Genomic DNA, 19,406 nt, shown 5'->3' on the forward strand with positions numbered 1-19,406 from the left:
TGAAACATGAAGATAAAGTTCGATGAACTGGAGTATCAAGAAAAGGCAATCAGCTCCGTAGTCAATTTATTTGAAGGTCAAGGAGTTAAGCAGTCAAATTTTACGGTTGTCAGTAACGACCTTCAGGGAAAGCTTTGGAATGAACATGGAATAGGGAATAAAATTGACTTACCACACGAAAAATTAATCGAGAATATGACCCGAATTCAGTTGCAAAATGATATTGCACCTTCTGAGGAATTGGTGAATAATGAGCGTCAATTTAATATCGAAATGGAGACTGGGACGGGTAAGACTTATGTATATTTAAGATCCATCCTGAAATTGAATGAGCAATACGGATTCTCAAAATTTGTGATTGTAGTGCCTTCTTTGGCTATAAAAGAAGGCGTCAATAAAACGCTGGAGATGACGAAGATTCATTTTAAAAACCAGTTCAATGGAATTGTGTATGACAGTTTCACTTACGACAGTAAAAAATTGGATCAGGTTAGGAATTTCGCTGTGGATAGTACTATTCAAATTATGGTCATCAACATTCAAGCATTCATTAAAGATACGAAAAATCAGGATCAATCCAATATTATCTATCGTGAGAGCGATTTTTTGAGTGGTATGAGACCGATTGAATTGATTCAAGAGACTAATCCGATTGTGATTATTGATGAACCTCAATCCGTTGATAATACACCAAAATCTAAAGAAGCTATTAAATCCTTGAATCCATCAGTCGTATTCCGTTATTCTGCGACTCACAAATCAAAATATCCGTTATTGTATAAATTAGGTCCAGTTGAGGCTTATGAGGAAAAATTGGTGAAACAGATTGAAGTGGCTGGCATCCGGACTGAAAACGACGGTAATGACGCCTATATGAGATTGGTCAGTGTCAGCAATACAAATAATCGATTCTCGGCGAAAATCGAAATCAATTACCGTAGCAAGAATAGTATCGATAAAAAAACGGTCACGGTTAAACAGGGTGACGATTTGTATATCAAATCAAATAAATTAGATGCCTATGATAAAGGCCTGATTGTAGGCGATATTTATACAGCTGAAGAGAATGAATACGTGGAGTTCATGAGCCACGATGCTATTTTGACTAAAGGAATAGAAATTGGTGGACTTGGAGAAGATGTGATCAAACGCCAACAAATCCGTAAGACAATTGAAGAACACTTGGAAAAAGAACTTCGCCTCAATCCTAGGGGAATCAAAGTGCTCAGTCTGTTCTTTATCGATCGAGTAGAAAACTATCGTCAATACGATAAAGACGGGAACCAACTAAACGGAAAATATGCAACAATGTTCGAGGAAGAGTATCTGAAACTAATCAACAAGCCTAAATTTATAGCCTTACGTGATAAAGATATTCCAGTTTCTGAAGTCCATGATGGTTATTTTTCAGTGGATAATAAAGGTAGAGTCAAAGACTCCACAGGGAAAACTGCTGCTGATGATTCAACCTATAATGCCATCATGAAAGATAAAGAAGAGTTATTGTCTTTTTATGACCCCGCAAAAGAATATATCGCAACCAACAACAAAGCCCGAAAAATGCGCTTTATATTCTCTCATTCAACTTTGAAAGAGGGATGGGACAATCCAAACGTGTTCCAGATCTGTACGCTGGTAGACAGCAAAGATACAATTACGAAACGTCAAAAAATTGGACGTGGATTGCGATTGGCAGTCAATCAACATGGTGAAAGACAATATGGGTTCGAAATAAATACGTTGACAGTCATGGCTAACGAGAGTTATGAGGAATTTGCTGAAGGACTACAAAGTGAAATGGAAGAGGAAGCTGGAGTTAAATTTGGCGTTTTCGAGAAGGATACCTTTGCTATCGTAATGCGCGTTACAGATGAGACACTTGGCGAAAAAGAGCTGCTTGGAAAAGAAAAAGCTGTTGAACTTTTTGAATACTTCAAAGAGAAAGAATATATTAGTAAGAATGGGAAAGCTACTGACGAATTAAAATTGGCCATAAAACAAAAGACTCTAGAAATTCCTGAGAGCATGATTGAATTTAAAGAAGCCATCATTGAAAAAGTGAAAAGCAAAATCAAAACACTTGATGTTAAAAACCATGAAAAAAGTCAGCGTGTTTCTTTCAAAAAAGAAGTGTTTTTGAATCCTGATTTTCAAGAACTATGGAATTCCATCAAATATAAAACAACCTATTCTGTAGAGTTTGATTCGGAAGCTTTGATTACAATTGCAGCTAGGGATTTGCGAGAAAAAGTTATTGTCAGTGAAGTGAAGATGAGCTATGTCAAAGCATTAGCAGCCATTACAGAGTCAGGAATTATTTCGGACAAGAATGTGGATACTTATTTGACTAACGTGGAACATAGTTATGTTGCCCCTGACATCATCACATACCTGCAAAACGAAACGGAACTGACACGGAAGACAATCGTACGCATCTTAAAGGAAAGTAAGACCTTAAAAGAATTCAAGAAGAATCCACAAATGTACATGATGAATGTTGCAAAGATTATTAATGCCTGTAAACGCGAATCAATTGTTGATGGTATCAAGTACCAAAGAATTGGTGATAATGAATACTATTCACAGGAACTGTTCAGTAATGAGGAGCTAACCGGCTATTTAGACCACAACATGATTCAGTCTTTTGAGGAACGGACACCGTATGACTACATCGTTTATGATTCTGATGTAGAACGTAAATTTGCAATCGACTGCGAGCGAGATCCGAGTGTGAAATTTTACATTAAGTTGCCAGGATGGTTTAAAATACGTACCCCATTAGGTAATTACAATCCTGACTGGGCGGTGCTTTTAGAAGAAGATGATGAACAAAAACTTTACTTTGTTGCGGAGACTAAAGGAAGTATTCTATCCGAAGATTTAAGACCTACAGAACGCAAGAAAATTCAATGTGGGGTTAAGCATTTTGAAGCTTTGGATACACGGGCAGAACTGGTCCCTGTTGAATCATTGGAACAATTACAAGCCATTGCCAGAGGTAGAGATTAATTAGTGCATTGTAGGATAAGAACACAAAATGCCAACTATGGACAAATGCTGATTTTCATGAAATATCGGTAACAAAGAAGGCCAAGATTCTAAATCGGATCTTGGCCTTACTTTTTTTAGTGATAAATAATTCAGGTAGATTTCAAATGGAAAGATAACCCGATATTATTCCTATTAAGTTAGACAGCCTTCTATTTTGGGGAATTGGGAATAAAAAAATGAAAAATATATTGGAGTCGTAAAAATAAGAAACCACCACGCTTTTTGTTGTGAAAAACACATAATGTTGTATATTCTATTGAATAAATTTCGTTTTTCTTCTATATATAGTATCATTGTATTAGGTGTGATGTGCCTTTATTTATGGTTGGAGGGATTAATGTGATCACAATTATTGATAAAAAAGAGAGAAATTTACTTATTAATAGCGAAGTCTTAAAGAAAGCCACTGAAACAAAAAAAATTTTTCATTTACTTAATAAAAGGGAAAAAATTACAGATGATCTTCTTTCAACAAATCCAAGCGAATATAATTATATAAAGAAGCAACATTCTATATGGATAAATGCAGCCCGAAATGAGTGGAAGTATGATAAGAAAAAAGGCAACGTGAAGATAATTGAAAGTGGAAATACAAAAAAATATTTTTGCGAATTATGTGGAACAAAATTAACCGATCAGATACACTACCTAATTAATAAGGAAAATGGCAGTCAATTAGCAACAGGTTATCAGTGTGCAGGAATCATTTTAAATGCTGGATACTCAAATTTGATCAAGTGGTTGAGAAAAAATCCAGAGGGTCTATCAAGATTGGAATTTTTACAAAAAAAATATCCTGAAATAGATGATATTATTGAGCAAAAAGCAATAGTAAGCGGCGAACTAAAAATTGTTATTCCCCAAAGATTATATGACAAGATACTTGAATCAAAAAAAGCACTATTTTCAGAATCACAAAGATATATAAGTGACAATACTCATCCATATTTTGAAGAAATTTGGACAAATCTTTACAAAAATTATATTAACTCAATAAGTGAATATGAAGAGTTTTATAGAAATAATGCAGATAAATATAATTTTTTGAGTAACGATGTACTAACTCAGCTATTGAGGCAACAAGATTGTCAGGAAATAATAAAATTGGTTAGAAAAAACAATGGGCAAGTTAATGCCCTTACTGCAAGTAGAATTAAGTCAACAAACTTTATCCGCAATTTCGTGAAAGCGTTCTCCGTTAATAATAAAGACAGTAATATAGAAATAGTTGAATACAGTCTGTCAAAAATAAATCTGAGAATAGTATTGGAAAACAGGGGTTATATTTGCTCGATTTCAACCTCGCATTTTATTGATAATTTTTGGACGCTATTACAATTTGGCAAACCAAAAGAGAATTTAATCGACTTCTACAAAAAATACATCAATGAAATACAATTCTATCTAAGGGATCACCACACAAAGGAAAATTTAGTTTCTCTTTGGACAGCAGCAATCGATAAGGCAGGTTTTGAAGCTGTTGATGGGATATATGATTTTCTCTTTAAAAATGAAATGCAAGACAAAATTAATGGGAGGTACGAAAGGAATAGAGACCAGCTAGACGGATTCATTAAGGAATATGCTATTCTATATAGTAGTAGTCTTAAGCAGTATAAAGTCATTAAGCAAGTGGAAATTTACAATATATCAAAAAGACTGATTTATAACTTAAATGGTGATCAGTATCTAAATAGCGAGCTTAAGAAACTTAATTCTTATAATAAACCCGGCCTAAGAGGATACGTATTCGATGCATTTGAATTGAAAAAGAAATAGACTATACAAAAGATTTTCTAGTTTTTGTATAATCATTTCTAACACAACATGATATGGATAAGGGAAATAAGCGAAAACCAAACTTTTTTACTGGAACATTACCCAGATGCAGTTAGAAAATTCGAAAGTTTGCCGTATATATAAATTTATCTATAATAAATAAATGGGTAATACTTAACGATTGATTCTGAAAGCCGGATCGACGATGGTGTAAAATTCAAAAAGAGTAATTCAGTTTGGGATTAACCGTATTTTGAAATATATATTATATTCATGAAATAACAGCAAAGAAGAAGGCTAAGATTCCCAAGCGGATCTTAGCCTTTTTGTTTTGCCTAAAATGAATGGAAGAGGGATGAGATATGTTTCAATCAAAAAATAATCGGTACGTCACAAGGGGTGTGGATGATTCAGTTCCCGTAGAAATTCAGTTCTTTCTATGGTCCCTGATCGACGAGCAAGTGCAGAAGGGCGACGAGGTCGACTACTTCCAGAAATTCGAATTGAAAATCAGTGAGAACGGCCAAGAAATTCTGCATAGCCAAGAGGAGCCCAAATGGAGTCGTAGGACATTGCTGGAGATTCCGAAAGAATGTTGCGTAAAGAAAGTCATCTGGGTGATAGACAGTGAGGAATACCAGACGATGTTATTTCCGGATGAATACTAATCATGGAGACAGGAGGATATTAAAGAAATGAAAAACATATATGAAAGTAATGGGATTTTTTCAATGACAGAAAAAGAAGGTGACAAGCCAAAAGCAGCGAAGCGCGTGAACATCGTTTCGGTACGATTGGTCAAGGAATCCAGTATGCTCTACAAGCGGAGGAGTATTGGCTCACCTGCGGATGGGTACGAAATCTTCAAAGACTTTTTGGAAGATTTGGACCGGGAGGCTTTCATTGTCATTTCATTGGACACCAAGAATCAGCCGCTATCCATTAACGTTGCTCATATTGGCAACATCAATTCCAGCATTGTTTCGCCGGCCTGCGTCATGCGGGTTGCTCTTCTTAGTAATGCAGCATCGATCATGGTGGCTCATAACCATCCATCCGGAAATCCGGAACCGAGTGAAGCGGATCTTATTACCACCAAAAAATTAGAAGAAGTCGGTGATTTGATGGGCATCCGATTATTGGATCATTTGATCATTGGTGATGGTCATTTCATTTCTTTGAAGGAACAGGGCTTTTTGTAAAGGGGAGATGCTCAATGAGGAATATTAAGTTTGTAATGGAGCTACTCGACAAACAGTTGGGTGTTTCAACGGGTGCGTCCGATTTCGGCTATGAAAGTGTTACATTGGACCGGAGTGAATTGGATGCGAATTTATTGCCTAGCTATTTCGATGAGATACGAACCGATGAAACGCTACTGATCCATTTTTATAATGTTGACGATTACATCGTTTATATTGTAGCCGATGAGAAAGACAGCCGTTGGTGGCTCGTAGGCATCCTGAAATCCGGGAAGCTTGCGTATAGCAGGAGATTTGATTTGTAGGGGGTAGCATGATGGACAAACAGATTTTAAAAATAGCCCTCGCATGTTTGAGGTTAATTGAGGAAATGATCGCGAATACAAGAGATGGAAGGGATTAAATAATGGATAGTATATTTTTCAAACTCTTACTGAGCGTTTCGATCGTTGTGATAAAAACAATACTGGATGAAGATTAGGAGGGATACTATGATCACTGAAAAAAGCACAATCGCTGTAGAGATGTTACTTAATGAAGAAAAAACGGAACGCTACCTTTATAAGCGGATTTGGAGTAAAGCAAAGGCGCCCAAGCTCGCTTGCGTAATGACGATACATCCAGGAAGTACTGATCCGAACAGTATGGATCTGACCACCATGTTGATTGCCAATGCAATCAACGAAATGGGCTACGATGGTTTTCTGGGCGTTAACCTAACAAGTAAGCTACAGCAAAAACGGAAAATCAGCGCCAGCGATTTTTCGGAGGAGAACGACTCGGCTATCCTCGAAGCATGTAATGACGAAAACGTAGAAAAAATAATTGTTGCTGTAGGCTCAAGCATCAAGACGAACAAAGAAGTGAACGCCCAACTGAAAAGTATAATAGCCCAGCTATCTGAAGAGCGGCAAAAGATGGTGGAGGTGTTGGTTGGACTCGATGGACCGGTTCATCCGTTGACTCCGATTGCTCGTGGTGTAGGTGGATGGAAGCTTGCTAAGCTAAAAATGTAGTGGTCAAAAAAGGGAGCCCTGCTAGCCCTGTAAGCACTCCCGACATGACTGTGTCCATTCACAACAGTGTCGGGAGTGCTAAAAGTGATTGTATTTTAACTGACTGTTGCATCAAACGAGATTTCGACTTTTTGGAAAGTGTATTGTGGCGTACTTTCATATATAATGGAAGTGAAATAATTGTTCGCGTATAACTATGTCCAAATGGAGGAAAATAAATGATTCATGAAAGCGTTCATCGAAGTATTACCGAATATAGAGCTAATGCCTACTTGTCAGGGTTACCCGTGGATGCTGGTGAGGTGACCAACCAAGAGATTAATTCCTACATAGTATTCATTTTAATTGCTCTTGAGAAAAGAAATAAGGAAATAAGTTCACGGATTCCGATTTCCCGAAAAGTAAAAGAATCGGATGAATACAAAGAGATTAAATCTCAAATGGAAAATGATGGTATCGATGAAAATGCGATTGAGGCGCAGCTAAATACTTTGATCCGCACATCAACTAATCAGCTTCAAAATTTAAATACAAAAATGAAGGCCGAAACTAAAAAAAAGAAGAGATGAAATGAAAGGAGCCACAAATAAAAAGCGTTTTGAAGCAACTGTTGACGTGTATGACTTTCAAGAAGAATATGAAGTGCTGATGAAAATAAAAAAAATGGAAAAATCCCCATTAAAAACCACTTATAATCAAATCCTTCAAAATCACTTGAGCAACATTAGTTTTAAATCATACCGTGAATTTGTTGAGTATCTGAAGGATGACGCCGAAATGTACGAGGATGAAGACTTACGCTATCTATCATCGTATTTAATCGAAAAAAGCTTCAATTTTGAAACGCTAAAGTTAATGTGCGCAATATATCACCGTAATATGGAGAGCTTTAATGAAAACCAGGTAACATCATTGGTTCTTGATATTTTTCTTTTGATCATATTACTGCCAATGATACCTGCAAGGAAAAGAATATTAGAACAGATAGAGCATAAAAATAAAGAAGAATTACTGATTTTGCACGATGCGATAAAAAATTCTTTATATTTTTTTAATGTAATCATTACGGATGTGAGGAATAAGATGAAGAATCTACCGAATGCGAAAGCAGATGAAAAAGATATTGAAATATATAAAAAATATTTGCAGTTTAATAAATTGTCCAATGAATATTCGATAAGGAAAGATTTTACCGCAAGTGATTTTGCAGAAATTTTGGGCCGCGTGGAAAGACATAACCGGTCTTATAACGCTAATGACTAGCCAACCTATTTTATAATCTTCAGGAGAAGTTCTGAAAAAAGTTTCAGGTCAATAATATGTCATCCAGAAGGTCAGATCGAGTATCTGGCTTTTTTTTTATTTTCTCTAAAATGAAATACAATATTGAGCTTTATGGTGATGGTCAGACAATGCACATGAGTAACTGTTAGTCGATTATAGCCCGGGAAAGTCCCTACCTGCTTCTGTTAAGCCGCAGAGAAATGCTCCGTGATAGTATTATCGAAACGATCCTGGTCTCCATGAATGCCATATCAGTTGATTACAAAGACAAAATAAAATGCAAAATAAACTCTATTATGTCCATCATAATAGGGTTTATTTTGCGTTATTACGAACTGTTTGTAAGTACATTTTGATTGGTTACGATATTTTTTGGACATACGCGTAACCTAAAATGATTGCGCTATCGATCAAAAGTAAGCAAGGCGATGGTATTGTATCCGGCTTCATTGATTGTCCGATAAACAATTTTGAATATTTTCTCTTAAATACCCGAAAAACCGACTTTTTTTCCAGAGAGATATTTTGTGGATCAGCATAAAATAATAATCATGAAGGACAAGGGAATTGAAAACACACAATTTTCGATAATTTAGGTTGGATCCTCAAAGCGATAAAACTGAAGCAGTGATACATTCACAACGGCCCATTGTGCTTAATAATTTTTTGAACACAATACAACGTCGTGATTATCTGTGAAATTTTTCTTTGGGACTCCAGATCAAGCCCTTTGAAGTCATAATGTTCCTTGAAAACTGAATAAATAGGATCAATGATTCCGTAAAGGAGATACGTATTATGCTGAAAAACTTTACAAAAAGAAAAAGTAGGTACCGGTTAATAAGTGTCGGCAGAGGTGAACCAGCATCCGGCCCACGAAGATACTACTGTGAGAAGCTAGTGACCGTTAGGGTGTGTCGGCTATGAATGATAGTACCAATATGACGATCTTCTCCGATAATATGCTTCAGAATTTGTTTCTGCTTCCTTATAGTCACAGAATTTCGTGTGATAGTACAGAAGCTCATGCTTTGCTGAGAGCCTCAAGGATTTTTCGAAGGCTCCATGATTTGGAAGTGAGTATACATCCAATTCTGATTCAAATGGAAGAAAGAGGATTGCTTTTATCTTATAGTTGGTTCGAAGATGGGATGCAGTCGACAAGAGAAGCATTGAATCAGATAACAAATGAAATTGGTGGATATGTACCTATCAAGGCAAACTTTTTCAACGAGGAAGACATAGTTTACTTTCTTAAGGAAAATAATTTACCTGTAGCTACTGGCATGAAAGACTTACAAAAATACAGAGAATTTCATCGCCTATACAAATTATTGTTGATTTATAAAGCAAAAACACAATTTTATCAGCAATGGGGAAATACATTATTGATAAACGGTACTCAATGTACAAATGGTGTACTGCTGAAAGGGCATTGGCAAAGCTATGTCAGTTATTCTGGACGAATTTTTGCAAAACAATTGCCCTTAACATCTCTTCCAAAAGAAATGAGTTCTTATTTTGTTGCTCCTGAGGGGTACAAAATCCTATCGCTTGATCTCAGCAACGCTGAACTACGGTTTTTGGCTTATTACTCACGATGTGACGCTATGCTAGACCTGCTCAATAACAGACAAGACATCCATCAATTGACTGGGGATCTGATTTCAACAAACTTGGAATCCCTTGAGCTCTGTGATGCGAATATGGCTAGATCTTTGGGCAAGGTATACGCTTTCAGTATGCTTTATGGTGCAGGGGTGGGGACGATTGTCAAAAATTTCCGAAAATTATTGCCATCAGTGACAAGCGCGGATGTTTCGCGGATTACCGCTGCTTTTCAGAGTGCCTACCCTGAGTTACAATCGTTCACTGATCAACAAGAAAGAAGCGACAAATTACTCACGCCGTTCGGTGAGATACGTCCTTTGGCTAAGTTCACCCCGACTCAGAAACGAAATTTTGGCCTTCAATCAAGTGTTGCGGTGGCTATCAAGATTTTAATGGTGGTTGCCAGCAAGTATTTTAGGGTCATTCATGTTGTGCACGATGAAATTTGGATTCATGCACCTACGAGGGGGCAGCCTGAATCTGGGCAGCTGGACGAAATGATGATAGCTTACGAGAAACAGATACTGAAACTTTTCCCGGGATTTCCCGTCAAAGGCTTACTTAATGTAGAAGAAATTGGAGGAAACAATCATGTTAAAAAATGAAAATATCAAATTGAACGATAGCGTAATCCGTTTGAGCAATTTTGCAAAAGGCGCGAAGGAAGGAATCAATCACTTCCTTATATTGGATGCGAAGTTCGACACCATTCTAACCAAGTCTGGGGAAACAAAGATGTCATCGTCCTGCAAGTTCAGCTGACTCACACGCAAGAACAAGATCGTCAGGAAACTCTCCAAGGATATCGCGTCTTTGTTGATTTTTCTTACAAAAGTCAATTCCATCAGATGATCTTATCAGCAACAACTGCTCTCGGTAAAGAGGATCTACCTAGTATCCGTGAAGTAATTGGCCTAGAGGGAACCGTAGCACTATCATATTACAAGCCGGATGAAGAAAGATCATTCGCTCGCCTAAACAATTGGAACTTTTTCGTACCAACCGAAACGATGGCGACGGAACTATCGCAGTACGCGGATGAGTTGTCAGATGAAGAGTCTGCCGATTGGGGGGATGACGCATGATTTTGTTTGAGAACAAGGAAAACGCCCGTCTGATCCGTCAATATCTTAATCAAGAGGCACTGTTTGAAAACTGCGACATCACTCCAGAAGCCCTGCGTACCTACTCGCACTTTGAAGAAGAGCTTGGTAAGGTACCGAATGATAGGCAAGGAAACATCTTGGTCGAACTAAGTGTGGGATATGAACTTCGACCGGTCATGAAAAGAATTTTAAATAATTATGATCTGTTAGAAGGGTTGGATGGTGAAATATCCGGTTCTGATGAACTTACGCTAGCGTTCCAAGCATTAATGTTGGAGGCTGCTCGCAAAGTAATGTCTGCTGAACTTTCAGAGGAACGAAAACTATGGGTCAATCGGAAATTGATGGCAGAGCGGATTATGCAGTTGTATTCATTGAGGATAAATCAAAAGGATCCAGAGATAATTTTGATTTACAACCACACAAATGGTCGTTGGGAGGATGGCAAGATTGCCATCTCCCGGTTGATTATTGAACTGACCCACTATTTAGGGACAAATGTTGTAGACTCTTGGACAGCCAACTTGGAAAAAGCAATCGTGGATATTCTATTACGAAAAGTTGAAATGATTGATCCATCAGAGTTTAACCGGACTTATTATCCGTTCGATAATGTAACACTTGATACTGCGACAGCAGACATCGTTGAGCATTCTCCAGGTTATTTAACGACGATGGGGAGTAACGTTTCTTATGAATCGACAGCTGAATGTCCAGTGTTTGAGACGTTCTTAACACAAGTTTTCGAAGATGAAGATACAGTTAAATTTGTTCAAGAATGGTTCGGCTATACTTTGTATTCCGGACACAAGGCCAATGCCTTACTGATTGGGGTGGGTTCGGGAGCAAATGGCAAGTCCACTTTATTCGATATTTTGGCTCAGCTGGTAGGGATATCCAACGTGTCATCGGTGCCGTTGTCCAATTTCAACAGCGAATTCGGACTCGAACCGTTGATTGGAATGAAATTGAATTTGGCTACAGAATCTGACGCAGATGCATTCAAAACAGGGAAGTTGAAGGCCTTGACTGCAGGTGAAGCAATTTCAGTAAACCGAAAGAACAAAACTGAAATTACAATAATCCTCCCGACGAAATTCGTCTTTCTCGTAAATGAACTGCCCATCCTCAGCGATAGCAGTCTTGGATTTGAAAGGCGTTTGATTATCCTCCCTTTCAACCAAACATTTTCACCAGACGAGCAAGATAAGGACCTTTCTAAGAAGTTAACGGCGGAATTGCAAGGAATTCTGAACTGGACGATTGCCGGATTGAAGCGCTTGATGGGAAATAACTTTCAGTTTACGAAATCTGGAGCCATGGATAAGGCGAAGGAATCATACTTTGGAGTTGGGAATCCAGTAGAGCGTTTCGTAAAAGAAAAAGTTATAAAAGAACCCAATAATAAAATCGAAAGTACCGAATTTATGAATGCTTACCGCATGTGGATGGTCGGGAAGGGCTACCCATATAAAGGGACGGATTCTCCCCAAGTTTTTTGGCGAATGTTCGATGAAGCAGCACGGAAAGAGCTCATAGAGTGTGAAAGAAAGAAATCCAACGGAAAAACTATCGTGCGTGACATCGCTCTCAAAACGGAAAACTAAAATGATTCACTGGCATCACTTGTTGTACTACTGTGTGGAGTGAGCGCAGAGATGCCAGTGCTTTATTAATCACTGCAAATACAACCAATTGGCGGGAGAAACCTGCTACTAAAATGGATGGAAATTTACACTATAAGGAGGGGAATTAAAAATGGGGAACAACAATAAAAACTATACCTTTATAAAAACGGTCGCGGAACAACTATTACCGTATTTGATCAATCATGAAGAAAAATCTTCTGGTTATTACATGAATGAAAACTAAAATTGGAGGCGAGATAAATATGTTCGGTATGTCTAAAGAAGAAGTAAAGTATATGTGTGAAAGTCAGGGAGCTATCTTTGTTGATGTGGATGAAATATTTGGAGCGGGGATGTGGGATCTCGATGATTTAATATCCCTAATGAAAGAAAAAACTCTATGAAATAACCATGAACCAACTGACGCCTTGTCGGTTGGTTTATTTTTATCAAAGGAGATGCATGTACTATGATATTTGCATACTTACGGACATCAGTGCAGAAGAAGAATAAGATATCCATCGAGATGCAGTTGGCTGCTATCAAAGAAAAAGCAGCAGATCTTCAACTGCCAGAATTGCAAGAAAGTAAGATTTTTGAAGATTGCGGTATCAGTGGTGCTAAACTCGAAGAACGAAAAGGGCTGCAGGAACTCTTGACAATCCTTCAGGAACCGTCTTCGCGCTACAGCACATTGATGGTTTATCGCTTCGATCGACTGAGCCGAGACGTGGGAATCATGCTCAAGATTATGGAAGTTTTGGAAAATAATGAAATAAGGCTGATTTCGGTAATGGAATCTTCTCTTAATTCAGACAACATCCCCATGCAGAAAATGTTGGTTCATGTTCACGCCTTAGTGGCGCAGTTTGAGCGAGATATGATCATTGAGAATGTGAATTTGGGATTAGCTCAAAAAAGAAGGGAAGGCAAGCCGCTTTCGCCCAATGTGCCGTTTGGATATCGCTACTCACAGGACGAGCTGCTTCCAGTAGAGACAGAGTTGAAAGTAGTTCGGTACATTTATGATCTTTACCTGACAGGTGAATTTGGGTACGAAAAAATAGTAAACAAACTAACCAAAAGGAACTTCATCTTTAATGATCGTCCCTTTGTTGAAACAGATATCCATCGCATCCTTAGCAACAAAACCTACTATGGCATCTTTAAGGGCGGCGGTGTAGGTGGTGAGTACAAAGGCTCTCATGTAACCGTAGTCTCAGAAGAGGAATACGTTACTGTTCAAAAAATAAGAAAAAGGAAGCAGTCAGCAAAGGTCAGTACAAGAAAAAATTGGCTGAGGCAAAAGCTGACTTGTCCATGCTGTAATCAGAAGCTAACACCCAAGATGAAACGCAACAATAAGATCGAATACCATTATTATTACTGTGCCAATCCTCAATGCAAAGAACGCGTAATCCCTGCGGATACGGTTGAAAAAGAAGTGAAGAAGGCAGTGATTCAATTCCTTGTTCAAAGCCAGGTACTTGAACAGATGGTGGGCGAGATCGAGGGCCGACAGTGCGAAGAGTTCACGCAATCCAGGCGAGAGCAGCTACAACAAGCGAGAAGGAAGGAGCGACTCCTTCTCCAATTCGAAGAAGGGAGTATCGGTCCGGAAGAGTTCTCCAAAGCTTTTTCAGCACTGAGACAGGTGAGCACCACTACTAATCGCAAACCAAAAGTAACGGTCAGAAGAAAAGACTTGGAAGCTCTGCTCGAACAAAAAAATCAAATCAAGAAGCAGATGCTCCCGGAGAAGTTCTACTTCGATCTGGTGGAACGCGTAAACATGGATGAAAAATACCGAATTAAAGGAATTTACTTAAAAAATCTCAAAATCAACATCATTGAACAGGAGGAAATCAAATTATGATAGTAGAAACAGGGCCAAAGACTAAACGAGCAGTAGGATATATCCGCGTCAGTACTGCGGAACAGAAAGAAGAAGGCTACAGCCTTCTTGGGCAACGAAAAAATATTGAAATGTTTGCAGAAAAGCAAGGCTGCGAGTTGATTGACGTGTACGCTGATGAGGGGATCAGCGGCAAGAACATCATCAAACGTCCGGGAGTTCAAAGGTTATTGGAGGATGCTAAGTCAGGTAAATTCGACGTGCTGATCATCTGGAAGCTAACCCGGTTAGGTCGATCCATGAAGGATGTGATGAACATTGCCGAAATATTGTATTCGAACAATGTGGAGCTTCACAGTATTTCCGAATCATTCGACATCACGACCAGTACCGGGAAGATGATGTTGGGGCTGCTGGCCAACTTTGCCGAATTTGAACGATCTCAAATCAGTGAAAACGTCAAGATGGCCATGAAATCACTGGTGAAAAACAACAAACGGTTTCCTGGCGGACGGATGTTGGGATACCGGAGCGACAGGGATGAAAATGGAATGAAGATCCTCACCATCGAACCAAAAGAAGCACAAGTCGTTCAAATGATTTTTTCAAAATATCTAGAGGGAAACGGATACCGAGCCATAGCCAACACCTTGAATAAAATGGGCTATAAGACCGTGAAGGGAAATACTTTCAGTACCATTGCCATCAAGGATATTTTGATGAACCCAACTTATACCGGTATGCTACGTTACAACCGTTATGAAGACTGGGAAAATAAGCGCCGCAAAGGATACAATCCAAACTACATTCTAGTTGAAGGCACCCATGAACCCATCATTGACAAGGAAATATTTGGTAAGGTGGAGGAACGCATCAAAATGGAAAGTAAGCAACCGCAATGGACTCACGCAGGCGAAAACATTCTTACTGGACTGCTCCGGTGTCCTGAATGCGGTGGTGCTATGGCTGCAAGCAATACAACGAACAAGCGGAAAGATGGCACAAAAAAGAGAATCAGATACTACTCTTGCGCAAATTCCCGGAATAAGGGTGCGACTGTATGTCATGCAAACAGTATTCGTGCCGACGTTGCAGAATCTTTTGTTCTGGATAGGCTTCGCGAAGTGATAGCTTTTCCTGAAAACCTGAACAAAATCATCGATGAGCTCAACCAACAGATTAAATCACAACGGAAGCCATGGGAATTGGAACTACAGACCCTCGAGAAAGAGTTGGTGGAAACGCAGGCTAAAATCGACAGGTGGCATACCTTACTAAAAGATACGCCCGAACTTTCAAGTGAACTGGGCACACGAATCGAGCATCTAGAAATTGAGTACTACAATCACAAGCAGCGTATTAAAGAGCTGAATTGCATGCTGGAAGTTGAAGGCTACAATATTAAAAGGGCAGACTCTAAAAGAGTTTTAGAGTTGGTGAATGCCTTAATTGAAGATTCCGACTCGAAGAAGACGACCAAAGCGATCTTAAAGACATTCGTAGATCGGATTACCTTTGATAAAGAAAGCAAAAGCGATTTTAAAATATACATGACGTTCGATCAACTTATAATCGACCGACTGAACGAATTCATGTCATCAGAGCCAACAGCAGAAACACATGCTGTTGGCTCTTTTATTTTGCCCAAAACACTAAAAATAACCGTATAAATATTTGATTAAAAAATGATTAAATAAAGATAGGTAAATTGCGAATTGGTTGTTATAATTGAGAGGTAGAAATCAAAATATTACTATTAAATTGGAGGATGGAAAATGATTGAAAGATTTCCTGATGTCGATTGGTATTGTGATAAGTGTGGTTCATCTCTTAACAATCAAGATGGGTTTAATGATCACAAATATCTTTGGAAATGTACCGAATGTGGATTTAAAAGCAGTATATCCAAAGATAATATTCGTTGTGAAGACGAAGAAGACGAAGAAGACTAAGGCGGATTATGCCTATAAGAGTCAATAATGTACTCTTTTAGGCTTTTTTACCATCACTAGATAAATTAAAACGATAAATCACTTGTGACTAGCTGTCTTCGGAAATGGAAAGCTTCTCATTAGAGACCGCAAATATTTCGAGATTGAGAGGATTTTTTGATGAAGAGGCCTATATCTTATACTGCGAATAATGCAGCAAAAAAGGATACATTTGTTGGTATGCTGTACGAGAAGGGGGTACAACAAACAAAAAATGAAATATTAACTCAGATAGAATTGGATGCAAGAAGGCTATATGAAGAGGGATATATACATATACATGATCTGGAAGCCTATGGTCTAACTTATAACTGCCTCTCATTAGATGTACTGAATTCTGCAAAAATCAACATGTGCAACGCGGGAAATGATTTCGAAAAGATACTTAATATAGTTGAGTATTATAAGGAAATTATATCTAACATTGGTAACGAGCAATCTGGAGGCATAAGTTTCGCTAATTTTGATCATGAAATCAGCGCTCTATTTTCTCGGTTTGATATAGCTGATTCGGAAGAAAATTTAAACCTATTAGCACTGAGTTTGAAAAAATTCCTGAATTGGATAAATAAAACTCGAACGAGATATGGAGAAGAACATTATTACGTCACTTTGAATATGGGATTAGATACAACAACTGTGGGCAGACATGTGATTAAAGTCATTATAAATGAACTATCTGAAAGTGACTTTATGTTACGTCCTAATATTGTAATAAAGGTAAAAAAAGGAATTAATGCATCCTTATCTGACGCTAATTATGATGTTCTCCGACAAGCGATTCAATGTTCATGCAAGAGAATGAATCCGACTTATCTAAATTGTGATTCGGAATCTTTTTCTGAATTTGATGGCATGAAGTTGTCTATAATGGGATGCAGAACAAATGTTAGTGCGAATTTATTTGGGGATGCAACATCTATAGAACGAGGGAACATTGCGAACATTTCTATTAACTTGCCTCGTATTGCATTTGAGATCGTGGGAAATAAATCAATTCCAATTGGTGCAAGGCTAACTTTTCTTTACAAAAAATGGGAAGAAGTTGCGGATAAAGCCAGCCAAATTTTGTTGGACAGATTTAAAAAGACTTGTCGCCAAGACGTTAGTTTATTTCCAGCGAATAATGAATACCAACTTTGGAATACGCCGTTTGAAAATGATTTAGTTGATACTCTAAAAAATGGAACATTATCAGTTGGGTTTATAGGGTTGTCAGAGACTATAGAGATTTTATTTGATAAAAAGATATGTGAAGATGAAGGTGTTTGGCGGCAAACAATCGATTTTGTGAAGTTTATGAGAAAGAAAATGGATCAGAATACCAGTCGATATAATTTGAATTTCAGTCTGTTGGCCACTTCTGGAGAGGGAATCAGTAGTCGTTTTTTAGATATTGATAAGGGGCTATATTCTCATGCCTGTCTAGACAAAGGCTATTACACAAACTCATTTCACACAGAGGTTGATTCAAATGTTAGCGCTTTTAGGAAATTAGAATTAGAAGGGCCGTACCACAAATATTGTAATGGCGGAAGCATAAGCTACGTTGAGTTGGGGGAAGCACCGATACATAATCCTGATGCTTTACTTTCAATATTAAACTATGCTATGGAAAATGATATTAATTACTTAGGTTTTAACTTCCCTTTGGACATATGTAAAAAATGTGGACATGAGGGGTTTTATAACAGTTGTCCTAATTGTGGTAGTTCTGATATTTATAGAATTAGACGTGTATCTGGCTATTTGGAGATGCTGGATAATTTTGGGAAAGGCAAACTGAACGAGGAAAATAATAGAAGGAAGAACCACTTTGGAGCGTAAAGGGTTGTCAGATTAATGGTAAGACATATAAAAATTTCAAATTACAAGGAGTGTTAAGTACATGATTGAATTTAACGAGAGTGATTTTGAGAGAGCATATGAAGAAGAGGTTGATCGTATCAATGAACAACTGGAGAAGGAAATTTTATTTGCAATGATTGGTGACGTCAATACTGGAAAATCCTCAACAATCAACCGTCTTGTCGGAGAGGAAGTTGCAGCTGTTGGGGCCCAACCAGGAGAAACAGTAATAGTAAAGAAGTATAAATATAAAAACAAAATCATTTTTGCAGATACCCCTGGATTGGATGATATCAACAGTAAAAACTCTGAAGAAACCGTAAAATTCTTTAAAGAAGCTGATATTATTTTATTTTTCCTTAATGCCGCAGGGACGGTGTTTTCTGATGGTGAAAAGAAATACTTTGATAAAATTAGTAAAATTAATAAGAAGATAATATTTGTCATGAACAAAATTGATGCCGCTGACGACATACCGGGTCTGGTAAAATATGTTCAAGATATGACTGGTTATAACTATAGGGTCGTACCAATATCTTCAAAAACTGGTGAACACATTGATCGACTTAGAAATGCAATATTGGACATCCTCAAAAAAGAAAACAAAGATATTCTTTTCGCAAAAAGCATCAAAGCAAAGTCATCAACCGCCGATAAGTGGATTTTAGCCGCGGCAGCTACTGCTGCAGGAGTAGGCGCGGCACCAATTCCTGGATCGGATATTGTTCCACTAACGACCATACAGGTTGGGCTTATGTTAAAGTTGGCAACTTTGTATGAAAAGTCGATATCGAAAGACAGAGCAAAAGAATTAATACTCTCTTCGTTGATGGGAAGTTTAGGGAAAAATATATTCAGGCAGGCAATAAAACTTATACCGGGTGCTGGCTCAATAGTTTCTGGGAGTGTAGCAGGGTCTTTAACTCTGGGGTTAGGATACGCAGTAAAATATGCCTATGAGAACAACATTGAGCTTGATGCAGAAATATTAAAATCCCTAAGCTCAATCTTCATTAAGGAGAAATTATTTTAGAA

At 38.0% G+C, this 19,406-nt stretch carries 17 protein-coding genes; all 17 read left to right on the forward strand.

Features of this window, described 5'->3' with window-relative positions; genetic code table 11:
- Positions 1 to 6: 6 nt before the first annotated feature.
- The 17 genes from C7R56_RS00155 to C7R56_RS00230 all read left to right on the forward strand — a co-directional run bounded on the left by C7R56_RS00155 (position 7) and on the right by C7R56_RS00230 (position 19,404).
- Positions 7 to 3,009 carry a type III restriction-modification system endonuclease gene (locus C7R56_RS00155; RefSeq protein ID WP_107994626.1) on the forward strand — a complete coding sequence of 1,001 codons (3,003 nt, stop codon included), beginning with the start codon at positions 7 to 9 and terminating at the stop codon, positions 3,007 to 3,009.
- A 381-nt stretch (positions 3,010 to 3,390) separates the two neighbouring features.
- Positions 3,391 to 4,830: a hypothetical protein gene (locus C7R56_RS00160; protein ID WP_107994627.1), complete on the forward strand. Its 1,440-nt coding sequence runs from the start codon at positions 3,391 to 3,393 to the stop codon at positions 4,828 to 4,830.
- Between the two features lie 362 nt (positions 4,831 to 5,192).
- The gene (locus tag C7R56_RS00165) at positions 5,193 to 5,498 is read left to right on the forward strand and encodes a DUF960 family protein (protein WP_107994628.1); all 306 of its coding nucleotides are present in this window, start codon (positions 5,193 to 5,195) and stop codon (positions 5,496 to 5,498) included.
- 27 nt (positions 5,499 to 5,525) lie between these two features.
- Positions 5,526 to 6,032 carry a JAB domain-containing protein gene (locus C7R56_RS00170; protein ID WP_199902950.1) on the forward strand — a complete coding sequence of 169 codons (507 nt, stop codon included), beginning with the start codon at positions 5,526 to 5,528 and terminating at the stop codon, positions 6,030 to 6,032.
- A 14-nt stretch (positions 6,033 to 6,046) separates the two neighbouring features.
- Positions 6,047 to 6,337 (forward strand): hypothetical protein, encoded by a 291-nt coding sequence (locus C7R56_RS00175; protein ID WP_107994629.1) that lies wholly within the window; start codon positions 6,047 to 6,049, stop codon positions 6,335 to 6,337.
- Positions 6,338 to 6,523: 186 nt separating this feature from the next.
- Positions 6,524 to 7,048: a DUF1643 domain-containing protein gene (locus C7R56_RS00180; RefSeq protein ID WP_159072101.1), complete on the forward strand. Its 525-nt coding sequence runs from the start codon at positions 6,524 to 6,526 to the stop codon at positions 7,046 to 7,048.
- Positions 7,049 to 7,266: 218 nt separating this feature from the next.
- Complete coding sequence (locus C7R56_RS00185) at positions 7,267 to 7,617, forward strand: hypothetical protein (protein ID WP_107994631.1); 351 nt, start codon at positions 7,267 to 7,269, stop codon at positions 7,615 to 7,617.
- Position 7,618: 1 nt separating this feature from the next.
- The gene (locus tag C7R56_RS00190; protein WP_107994632.1) at positions 7,619 to 8,311 is read left to right on the forward strand and encodes a hypothetical protein; all 693 of its coding nucleotides are present in this window, start codon (positions 7,619 to 7,621) and stop codon (positions 8,309 to 8,311) included.
- Positions 8,312 to 9,255: 944 nt separating this feature from the next.
- The gene (locus C7R56_RS00195; RefSeq protein ID WP_107994633.1) at positions 9,256 to 10,548 is read left to right on the forward strand and encodes a DNA polymerase; all 1,293 of its coding nucleotides are present in this window, start codon (positions 9,256 to 9,258) and stop codon (positions 10,546 to 10,548) included.
- The gene (locus C7R56_RS08990; RefSeq protein WP_159072102.1) at positions 10,535 to 10,705 is read left to right on the forward strand and encodes a hypothetical protein; all 171 of its coding nucleotides are present in this window, start codon (positions 10,535 to 10,537) and stop codon (positions 10,703 to 10,705) included. Before C7R56_RS00195 ends, C7R56_RS08990 begins: the two co-directional genes overlap by 14 nt.
- Before the next feature lie 319 nt (positions 10,706 to 11,024).
- Entirely contained in the window at positions 11,025 to 12,656 is a 1,632-nt protein-coding gene (locus C7R56_RS00205; RefSeq protein ID WP_107994635.1) for a DNA primase family protein, read from the forward strand.
- A gap of 254 nt (positions 12,657 to 12,910) precedes the next feature.
- The gene (locus C7R56_RS08995) at positions 12,911 to 13,081 is read left to right on the forward strand and encodes a hypothetical protein (RefSeq protein ID WP_159072103.1); all 171 of its coding nucleotides are present in this window, start codon (positions 12,911 to 12,913) and stop codon (positions 13,079 to 13,081) included.
- A gap of 65 nt (positions 13,082 to 13,146) precedes the next feature.
- Positions 13,147 to 14,553 carry a recombinase family protein gene (locus C7R56_RS00210; protein WP_107994636.1) on the forward strand — a complete coding sequence of 469 codons (1,407 nt, stop codon included), beginning with the start codon at positions 13,147 to 13,149 and terminating at the stop codon, positions 14,551 to 14,553.
- A complete protein-coding gene (locus C7R56_RS00215) occupies positions 14,550 to 16,202 on the forward strand; it encodes a recombinase family protein (protein WP_107994637.1) in 1,653 nt (550 codons plus the stop codon). Before C7R56_RS00210 ends, C7R56_RS00215 begins: the two co-directional genes overlap by 4 nt.
- A gap of 105 nt (positions 16,203 to 16,307) precedes the next feature.
- Entirely contained in the window at positions 16,308 to 16,484 is a 177-nt protein-coding gene (locus C7R56_RS00220; RefSeq protein WP_107994638.1) for a Sec23/Sec24 zinc finger-containing protein, read from the forward strand.
- A 159-nt stretch (positions 16,485 to 16,643) separates the two neighbouring features.
- Positions 16,644 to 18,350 (forward strand): anaerobic ribonucleoside-triphosphate reductase, encoded by a 1,707-nt coding sequence (gene nrdD / locus C7R56_RS00225; protein ID WP_107994639.1) that lies wholly within the window; start codon positions 16,644 to 16,646, stop codon positions 18,348 to 18,350.
- Positions 18,351 to 18,411: 61 nt separating this feature from the next.
- Positions 18,412 to 19,404 (forward strand): GTPase, encoded by a 993-nt coding sequence (locus tag C7R56_RS00230; RefSeq protein ID WP_107994640.1) that lies wholly within the window; start codon positions 18,412 to 18,414, stop codon positions 19,402 to 19,404.
- Positions 19,405 to 19,406: the final 2 nt, after the last annotated feature.

It is taken from the genome of Trichococcus paludicola, assembly GCF_003052295.1.
GTDB lineage: Bacteria > Bacillota > Bacilli > Lactobacillales > Aerococcaceae > Trichococcus > Trichococcus paludicola.